The sequence below is a fragment of the Saccharopolyspora sp. NPDC050642 genome, assembly GCF_040654735.1.
Classification (GTDB): Bacteria; Actinomycetota; Actinomycetes; order Mycobacteriales; family Pseudonocardiaceae; genus Saccharopolyspora; species Saccharopolyspora elongata.
Window position 1 is genome coordinate 27115 of sequence record NZ_JBFAIN010000009.1, and the last position, 8972, is coordinate 36086.

The window sequence follows — 8972 nt, forward strand, 5'->3', positions numbered from 1 at the left end:
GCGATGCCGACGGCCCGACATCGCCGCCGGCTCGTCACTCCGGCAGACCGAAAAGCCCTGCCAGAGCGCGGATCTCCGCCTTTCGCCACGGCTGCGGAGCAGACGCCTGGATCGCACCCGCCTCCACCAGCTCCTGCACGACCTCCGGGTCGCGCTCGAAGCTCGTGCCCCACTTGCCGCGGAAGTACAGCTGCTCGAAGTCCGGGCGCGGCCGCTGGCCGCCCGCCTCGGCGTCCTCGGCCGGGTAGCCCAGCAGCTGGATCTGCGCCGGGGTGGCGTGCTCGGGCATGCCCAGCAGCTCGCGGATGCGCTCCCGCTTGCCGGTCAACAAGCCCGTGCCCAGCCCTTCGTCAACGGCTGCGAGCAGGCCGGACCCGATGGCAAGGCCCGTTTCGATCGCGCTCAGCCACTCGGCGAAATGCATGTCGCCGGCCATCACGTTGAAGTCCGGAGTCTTCATCACGACGTCGTCGACGAACTGCTCGCTCCAGCCGTAGCTGGAGGTCAGCGCCCCGGCCTCGATGAGCTTGAGCAGTTCGGGACGCAGGTTCTCCCAGCCGCTCATGTCGATGGTCCAGTAGATGTGCACCGGGGCCTGCGCCGCGGCCGGCTGGTTGTACAGCGCCTCGACGAGCCCGTCCCAGATCTCCTTGGGCGTCTCCTCCCGGACCACGACGACGGCCTTGCGGATCAGCTGGGCGTTGCCGTGGTTGGACTGCAGGCGGGCCGCCTCCAGCACCTTCTGGACCTTCGCTGATTCGACCGGGCGCCACGGCTGGTAGTAGCGGATCGACCGCCGGGTGCCGACGACCTTCTTGAACTCCATGGTTCTCCCTTCACCTTTCCGGCGAATCGCCGGAAAACTCGTTGCGCAGCAGGTGTTTCTGGATCTTCCCCACCGAGGTTCGCGGCAGCTGGTCGATGAACTGCACGAACCCGGGAACCTTGAACTTCGCGAGCCGCTGCGCGCACCACTCCCGCAGGTCCTCGGCACCGGCTTCCGCGCCGGCGTGCAGGACCACGAATGCCTTGATCGCTTCGTCCCGCACCGGGTCGGGAACAGCCACCACCGCGGATTCGAAGACCGCGGGGTGCTCGTTGAGCACGCGTTCGACCTCGGCGGATGCCACGTTTTCCCCGGAGCGTTTGATGACGTCCTTGGCGCGGTCCACGAAGTGCAGGTAGCCGTCCCCATCGGCGCGCACGGTGTCCCCGGTGTGCAACCACCCGTCCCGCAGCGCTTTCGCGGTCGAGTCCGGGTCGTCGAGGTAGCCGGTCATGAGCGTCCGGCCCGGCTCGCCGCCGACCAGCAGCTCGCCCGCCTCGCCGGGTTCGACGTCCTGCCCCGCGTCGTCGACGATCCGGAGCACGGCGCCCGGGACCGGGCGGCCGATGCTGTGCGGGCGGCGATCCCCGTGCAGCGGCCCCATGGTGGGCGGCGTGACGGTCTCGGTCATCCCGTACAGCTGCACCATCGGAACGCCGAACCGGCCTTCGAACTCCCGCAGCGCAGCTTCGGAGACGTTCTGGGCGAACATCCCCGCCCGCAGCCGATGCGCGCGGTCGTGCTCCGACTGCTCCGCGGCCAGGATCATGCGCATCGGGGCCGCGAACAGGCTGGTGATCGTAGCTTCGAGCGCTGCCGCCTGCGCCGACCACCGGCTGGCACTGAACTTCGGGGCCAGCCCGATCGACGCGCCCGTCACCAGCGCGGACATCGTCGAGTAGTACTGGGCGTTGCCGTGGAACAGCGGCAGCACCACGAGCTGGCGGTCGTCCGGCCCGAGCCGCAGCTGACCGGCCACCGTCTCCCCGGCCGCGGCATAGGCCGCGTGCGAGACCAACACTCCTTTGGGGCGGCTGGTGGTTCCCGACGTGTAGAGGATGCTGACCGTTTGCTCCGACGTCGTGCCTTCGACCGCGTATGGGGAGCTGGCGCGGACGCATTCGTCGAAGTCGTCCGCGCCGCCGGAACCGACCACGAAAACCGGTGTTCCGGCCGCCGCATCCGCGACCACCTGGCGCATGTCCGGCTCGGTGATCACCGCCCGGCAGTTCGCGTGCCGCAGCACGAAGCCCAGTTCGTCCGCGCTGGCCAACGGGTTCGTCGGTACCAGGACCGCACCCGCAAGGGCCGCGCCGAACCAGCTCTCGTAGAACTCGGGCCGGTTGGTCAGGTGCACGTTGACCCGGTCGCCGGGCCGCACCCCGGCGTCGCGGAGCAGCCCGGCGACCTGCCGGGCCCGCAGGAAGAACTCGCCGTAGCTGGTGGTGCGCACACATCCGGGCTCCGGCTCGAAGGCCAGGAACGTGCGACGCGGTGCATAGGTAGCGTGCCAGGCCAGCAGGCCGTGCAGCGTCCGCCCATCGCCGGCGGTCAGCGTTGTTGTGAGCACGGCAACAGCGTTGACCGGCAAGATCAGACCGACATCAAGTAATTCTCAACATTTCATTGTCCGGACGATCTCAACGCCGCCGGTCCCTACCGTGATCCACGGCAGAGTCACTCACCGGGCGCCCGCGTCCGGGTTCCCAGGTCAGGGAGGCGGCACGATGTCCCATCCCGCGGTGGACAACACTGCAACCGCGTGTTCGGGCCGAGCGGCGATTCCCACCCCGCACGGCGTCTTCCAGGCGATCGCCTTCCGCGCGCCCGATGGTGTCGAACACGTCGCGCTGGTCCACGGCGAGGTGCGCGGTGGCAGGCCGGTGCTGGTCCGCATCCACAGCGAGTGCCTGACCGGCGACCTGTTCGACTCCCTGCGCTGCGACTGCGGCCCGCAGCTGCGCGCCGCGCTGGCCACCATCGCCCAGGAAGGGCGAGGTGTCGTGGTGTACCTGCGCGGACAGGAGGGACGCGGGATCGGCATCGGGCGCAAGCTCCAGGCCTACGACGCCCAGCAGTCGCTCGGGCTGGACACCGTCGACGCCAACACCCACCTGGGACTCCCGGTCGACTCCCGCGACTACGGGGTCGCCGCGGAGATCCTCGCCGAGCTGGGCGTGCGAGGCGTTCGGCTGCTGACCAACAACCCGGACAAGCAGGACGCCCTCATGCAGCACCGCATCCCGGTGGTCGAGCGGGTACCCCTGCAAGCGCAGCCCAACCAGCACAACATCGACTACCTGACCGCGAAGCGGGACCGCCTCGGGCACCTCCTCGACCTGCCCACCACACTCGCGCGCTGACGGCGGGCACCTGACCCGAACGCAAAGCGTCTCGCAGTGGCCGGCAGTCACCGGCGCGGGCCTCACGGCCACGGGCGATCGGGGCAGTCGCAGCAAATTCCCAGATGGCCTGTCAGCGGACAAGTGTCGATCAGCGGAGGGAGTCGAAATGTTGCCTGATGGTACGAAAATCGGGCGGTGGCAGCCGGTCAGCTGTGGTCGGCACGCCTTCGATCGGACCGCACGAAACGCCGAACCCGGGTTGGTCGCCAAGGCGTTGTGCGGCGTCGATGTCAGTACTGACGAATTGCAGCGGATCGCTCCGGAGATCGCCTGGGTGCGTGAGGACACCTGCATGGCGTGTTGGCGGGTCCTCGCCTCCCGCCAGTAGCCGAACCGTTCATCGGAGGCCGGCGAACAGCCAGAAGTTCCACCCCGACTACGCGACTAGGAACTCCGATGATGAAGGAGAACGTCAAGGTGCCTGCCCCGCACGCCGCTGAGAACGATCCGCTGGGCCCGGCCGACATGGTGGTCGGTGTGCTGGGCGGCACCGGCGACCAAGGTCGCGGCTTGGCCCGCCGGCTCGGCCTGGCCGGGCGCGAAGTCCTGATCGGCTCCCGATCGGCCGATCGGGCGCGTTCGATCGCGCGAGACCTCCCCATCGCGACCGGCATGGACAACACGGAGTGCGCAGCACGCGCGGACCTGGTCGTTGTGGCGGTTCCGTGGGCCAGCCACGCGCCGATCCTGTCCAAAGTGGCCGATGAGCTGCTCGGGAAGATCATCGTCGACTGCGTGGTCCCGATGGGATTCGACCGGTACGGTGCTCACACGCTCGACGTGCCGGAGGGCAGCGCCTGCTTGCAGGCCCAGCGGATCTGCCCCGAGAGCCGCGTGGTCGGTGCCTTCCACCACGTTTCCGCGGCACTGCTGCTGGATCCTTCGGTACCGCGGGTGGAGACCGACGTCATGGTGGTCGGCGACGACCGGGCTGCGACCGATGCCGTCATCGAGCTGGCGGACACCATCCCCGGGATGCGCGGGATCTACGCCGGAAGGTTGCGCAACTCCCGCCAGGTGGAGGCACTCACCGCAAACCTGATCTCGATCAACCGCCGGTACCGGGCGCATGCCGGGATCCGGGTGACCGATGTCCCGCGGACCCCGGTCCGCTGATCGCTTCTCGATCGCTGTCCAGGCGGCCGGGCCCCGCCCGACCGTCCACCACACCCGGTCCCGGGGAATCCTCGCCCGGACCGTTCAAAGGAACGGAGCGGCCATGGAAACGGAGCGTCACGTCAGGCAACAGAGGAACTCTTCGCAGGTCCGCGTGCTCGTCGCGGACCGCCTTCCGGTCGTGCGGTACGGCGTGAGCCTGCTGCTGGGGGGCGGTCGAGCGTTCAAACTGGTGGGCACGGCGGGGACAGGCGGCGAAACGATCGAAGCGAGCGCCCGCACGCATCCGGACGTCGTGCTGCTCGACCTGCGTTTCAGCGACCTGCTGGCGCCCGAGATCATCACCGAGCTGCGGCGCAAGGACCCGCACGTCCGCACCGTCGTCTTCACCTCCTCCCCGGAGCACGCCATCGCGAAAGCAGCGGTGAGCGCCGGGGCACGCGAGGTGTTGTCGAAAGACGCGGGTCGCGGCGAGATCATGCACACCCTGCTGGCGGTAGCTCACGGGGATCGGCAACCCAACTCGCCGCGCCGCCGGAAGGTTCGCGGGCCGATCACCACGCGGGAGTACGACGTGCTGCGCAGAGCAGCGCTGGGCCAGAGCACCACCGAGATCGCCGCGGCGATGTACCTCTCGCCGAACACGGTCAAGGGGTACATGCAGAACACGCTGCGAAAGCTGGACGCCCGCAACAGGATCGAGGCCATCGCCAAAGCCCGCGGCCTGGGCCTGCTGTAGGGCTTGGGCAGAGGTTGGCGGCCGCAGCTGCGGGTGGTGTCGAAGGTGCAGGTGGCATCGTCGGCAGCCGATGGATCCCAAAACCCGAGATCGAGTTGATCACTGCGATCAGACCGGTGAACGTCGAGCGCGTGCGCGCGTCACCCACCCGCAGCACATACTCCGCGAGGCCGGCGGACCTCGGCGTCGTCGGCCAGGCCGAAGACCTGCCGCCGGATCGTCACCTCGGTCCGCGGCGAGTTGCCGTGCGGTACGGACGATTTCGCGCATCCGGTCAATCTCCGCGGCGGTGACCTCGGTGTGCTCAGGTAACCAGTATTGGGACTCCTCACGCCACGGCTTTCCGGAGCGCAGCCGCGAGGATGCGCATGGACGCGGGCGCGCCGGGGTTGATCAGCACGTCAACGCCTTCTGCCGGCAGCGTCCCGGCCAGCTCCGCGGCGGTGGCCTCCCGCCAACCCGCGACCCGCACCCTGCGCCGGTGCGCGGGTGCCGTGGTCACCAGCATCGACGCCACCCCGTCCGGCGCCGGCGCGACCACCGGGTTGTGCTCCTCGTCGACGGCGATCCCGAACACCGCCTCGCGCAACGTCGCCAACAGCGCTTCGGCATCCGCCTCACCCTTGTTCACCAGCCGCAACGTGGCGTCGACCGGATCGGTCGGCGAGCCGGGGCCGGATGGCACGTAGTCGGGGTTGACGTGGAAGCGCCCGGTCGTTCCGTCGGCCTCGACATGCCAGCCGCCCACCACGGCCTGGCGGGGTGGCTGCCGCGGATCGCCGCCCTGCTCCTGCCAGGCCGGGTCGATCAGGAACACCCACTGGTTCTCCGCCGGCAAGGCCGAACCACCACTCATCGCCATAGCCTCCTACCGCTCGTCCATCTCATCGTCGCCACCGCCGCCGAGAACCGTTTCGCCGGGGACGTCGGGGAGCTCCTCCGAGGCCGCTTCGTGGGCGTTGTCCTCCTCCGTTGAATCGAACGTCCACGTGGTTCCGGATTCCTCCGCATCCCAGGCGTTGTCCTCCTCCGTCGGCTCGAACATCCACGTGGTGTCGGATTCCTCCGCTTCCCCACCGCCGACGTTGGTTTCGTCCAGGGCGGGACCGGTGGGCTCGTTCGCGCTCGTGCCGGCCGGCACCTGCCCGTTGAATTCGGCCCAACTTCCGTTGGAAAAGACCACCGTGAAGGGGCTGCTGGGCCCCGGTTTCGACCCGGTGCCGAGCATGCCGGTGGGCGCGAAGACGGTGCCACCGTGCCCGAGCTTGCTGAGGGCCTGCTGGAAGTCGAAGGCGGATCCGCCCGGCTTGTTGAGCTTGCCGGACTCGCAGGCCAGCAGCTGGTAGGAAGCGGAGCCGGACTGCTGCTCGCACAAAGCTTTGAAGACAGCCGGCTTCACGACGATCTCGGCGAAGGCCGCACCGCCGACCTCCACCTTCGTGCCGTCGGTCCGCGTGACTTCCATGGATGTCTCGTCGGCGTGCGCGTTGATGGGAATCGGGTTCTGACCGGGCCCGAGCGGGGAGTCCCAGGGCAGCAGCACCGGCTTCTTGGCAGACGCCTCTCACTCCTCCACCGACATGCCCTGCACCTCATCCTCGCGGAGCGGGCTTGAGTAGTTCACCTTGTCCGCGGTGCCGCCGATCTTCGTCCACGGCTGCAAGTCCTCGCGGGCGTCCGCATCGCTGACGAAGGTGATCCCGATCAGGTCGCCGTTGCTGTCCTTCAACTCCCACGACTGGACCTCGCCCGGGTCGAAGTGGACCTCCTCCCCGGTGTCCACGTTCCGCCCGACGACCCACCCGGCCTCGGAGGCATCGGCGGCGGATGACGGCACCGATTCCTGTTGCGCGACAACCGATTCCTGGTCCGCATCGAAATTCGGGGCGGCGTCGTTTCCCGGCACGTTCGACGAATCCGCACCCGGCTGCGCCGCCGGTTCGCCGGTGCCGATCTCCGCCGATGCCTGGCCGGCGGCAGCGGAGCCAAGGATGACCATCGACGGCCCCGGCGTCGGCTCGCCCTGGATCTCGTTCGTCGCCGTGGCGAGGTCGTCCGCGTTCTGGTTGTGGCTGAACATGCTGAGCTTGGTCCGCACGGTCGGCCGGGTTTCCGCCTCGTACGGCAAGTCCTGGACGTTCTCCTGCGCGCTGAGCAACGCCTCGACGTCTGCGGCGCTCAACTTGCCCGTGAAGCGGCGGTCCTCGGCGGTGATGTCGCGCAGCGTGACGCGGAAATCCGGGTCGTCCAGTGGGCGTGCTGCGGCCAGGAACTCCTTGACGCTGCCCAGTGATTCCGGCGTCCGCCAGGCGAAGTCGAACAGGGCGGCAAGACGCTCATTCGCACTCCCGTTGGTGATCCCGGCGCGGTCGGCGAGGTCGAGCAGCGCCTCCTCGCTCGGACGGACCGGGTACGGCGCGGGCGCGGCGAGCCGGTCCAAGGCCGCGACGACGTCGGCGTGCTCGGGCGTGAACTCGTCCAGGCCGTAAAGGCGGTACGCCCGGTTCTGCACCGCCAGCTCGGCCGCACCGGGTCGCCCGATCTCCCGGCCGAGCTCGACCCGCACGGAGTCGGGGACCGAGTCGGTGAGGTATCGCACCATCTGCTCGGCCTCCTGACGGGTCACCGCCTTCGACGACAAGCCGTGCAGATCTCCCCAGTTCACCACGACGTGGTCGACGTCGGCCAAGGACAGCCCGCCGTGGACCTGGGCTTCGAAGTAGTGCGGGACCGCGGCGTACCCGTCCTCGCGCAACATCGCGGCCAGCTCCAGGTCGTAGCGGAAGCGGGTGGCCTCGCCGAGTGCGAACCGGACGTTGTCCTCGTGACCGTGGGCCAATAGGCCCGCCAAGTGCTCGCGGTCGGTGAAGCCCGGCATCCCGCCAGGGCCGTCGTTCGCGGAGTCCTTCGGTGTGTATGTCGCGCGGTTGCGCACATCCTCGCTCAGATGCAGGACGACAGCACCGTAGGCGTACACGCCCCCGGCCTGCGAAGGCGATGCGAGCGCCGCGTATGCGGGGGTTTCCGTCGGCGCGGTCGGCGCGAACTCGTGCGATCCGTGCAAGCCGGTTGCGGGGTCGCCCGCGAAGCGGCCGAGGATCGGACCGTAGCCCTGCTGCTCTTCGACCCAGCCCCGCCCACTGCGATCCGGCGTTCCGGTGGTGAGCTCGGACGTCCAGAACGCGGAGAGCGGCTCTCCGGAAACGAGCCGTTCCAGCCAGCTGACCGGCTTCGCGCGCCCGTCCCCGGCCGGGAACCAGCGCGTGGGATCGATGTTCCGGACCAGGGGCCAGGACTTGAGCATGTCCTCGGTGTCCCGGAGGATCTGGGCCATCTTCTCGGGATCGTCCACGGGATAACGGGTTCGCAGCCGGTCGTTGAGTTCCCGGACCCGATCCTGCGCGGCTCGCGCATCCTCCTCCGCGCGGTCGGTGCCCTGGTATTCGGCGGTGAGCATGGCGGTGCGCTGGCTCGGTCGCAGGTGCTCCCAGCCCGGTCGGCTCCACGGCTTGCCGGGCTCGGCCATCTCGCCGGCGAATTGGTTCAGGTGCCGCCGTTCTTGAGCGGTGAGCTCGTCCCGCACCCGAGCCACGGCGGCGGCTTCGCCGTCGCTCGCGTACCGCTCGGCGGCGAGCACGACGAGGTCTTCGATCAACTCCGGTCGCCGGGCTGCGCCCACCCCGTGATCGTGGAAGAAGGCGGAGTTGCCGCGCACGCGATCGACGAACCACCGGCCGTCCGCCAGCAGGTCGCGGTGCCGTTCCGGGGACAGTTCCCGCAAGGCACGGCGGGCTTCCGCGACCTTCGCGCGCCATTCACCGTCGAGCGCGGCATCGCGCTCGCGCTCGCGGAAACCGCCCGGTTCGACCGTCACTTCGACGGTCTT

At 69.2% G+C, this 8972-nt stretch carries 9 protein-coding genes; 4 read left to right on the plus strand and 5 right to left on the minus strand.

The annotated features are described in order from the left end of the window. Positions 1-34: 34 nt before the first annotated feature. Positions 35-826, minus strand: a complete 792-nt coding sequence (locus AB0H93_RS16465) for a nitroreductase family protein (RefSeq protein ID WP_358573054.1) — start codon at positions 824-826, stop codon at positions 35-37. Positions 827-836: 10 nt separating this feature from the next. After that, a complete protein-coding gene (locus tag AB0H93_RS16470; protein ID WP_358573056.1) occupies positions 837-2396 on the minus strand; it encodes an AMP-binding protein in 1560 nt (519 codons plus the stop codon). 172 nt (positions 2397-2568) lie between these two features. Between AB0H93_RS16470 and ribA the strand changes: the two genes are divergently transcribed. From ribA to AB0H93_RS16490, 4 genes are all read left to right on the plus strand, one after another. Next, complete coding sequence (gene ribA / locus AB0H93_RS16475) at positions 2569-3189, plus strand: GTP cyclohydrolase II (protein ID WP_358573058.1); 621 nt, start codon at positions 2569-2571, stop codon at positions 3187-3189. Positions 3190-3337: 148 nt separating this feature from the next. Then, positions 3338-3559, plus strand: coding sequence for a zinc finger protein (locus AB0H93_RS16480; RefSeq protein WP_358573060.1), 222 nt, complete (start codon positions 3338-3340; stop codon positions 3557-3559). Between the two features lie 68 nt (positions 3560-3627). Further along, positions 3628-4347, plus strand: a complete 720-nt coding sequence (npdG, locus tag AB0H93_RS16485; RefSeq protein WP_358573062.1) for an NADPH-dependent F420 reductase — start codon at positions 3628-3630, stop codon at positions 4345-4347. A gap of 154 nt (positions 4348-4501) precedes the next feature. Next, a complete protein-coding gene (locus AB0H93_RS16490) occupies positions 4502-5086 on the plus strand; it encodes a response regulator transcription factor (RefSeq protein ID WP_358573064.1) in 585 nt (194 codons plus the stop codon). Positions 5087-5414: 328 nt separating this feature from the next. Here AB0H93_RS16490 and AB0H93_RS16495 read toward each other — a convergent pair whose 3' ends face one another. From AB0H93_RS16495 to AB0H93_RS16505, 3 genes are all read right to left on the minus strand, one after another. Further along, entirely contained in the window at positions 5415-5942 is a 528-nt protein-coding gene (locus AB0H93_RS16495; protein ID WP_358573066.1) for a type VII secretion system-associated protein, read from the minus strand. Between the two features lie 12 nt (positions 5943-5954). Then, complete coding sequence (locus tag AB0H93_RS16500) at positions 5955-6551, minus strand: hypothetical protein (protein WP_358573068.1); 597 nt, start codon at positions 6549-6551, stop codon at positions 5955-5957. Between the two features lie 99 nt (positions 6552-6650). Further along, entirely contained in the window at positions 6651-8960 is a 2310-nt protein-coding gene (locus AB0H93_RS16505) for a hypothetical protein (RefSeq protein WP_358573070.1), read from the minus strand. Between the last annotated feature and the right edge of the window lie 12 nt (positions 8961-8972).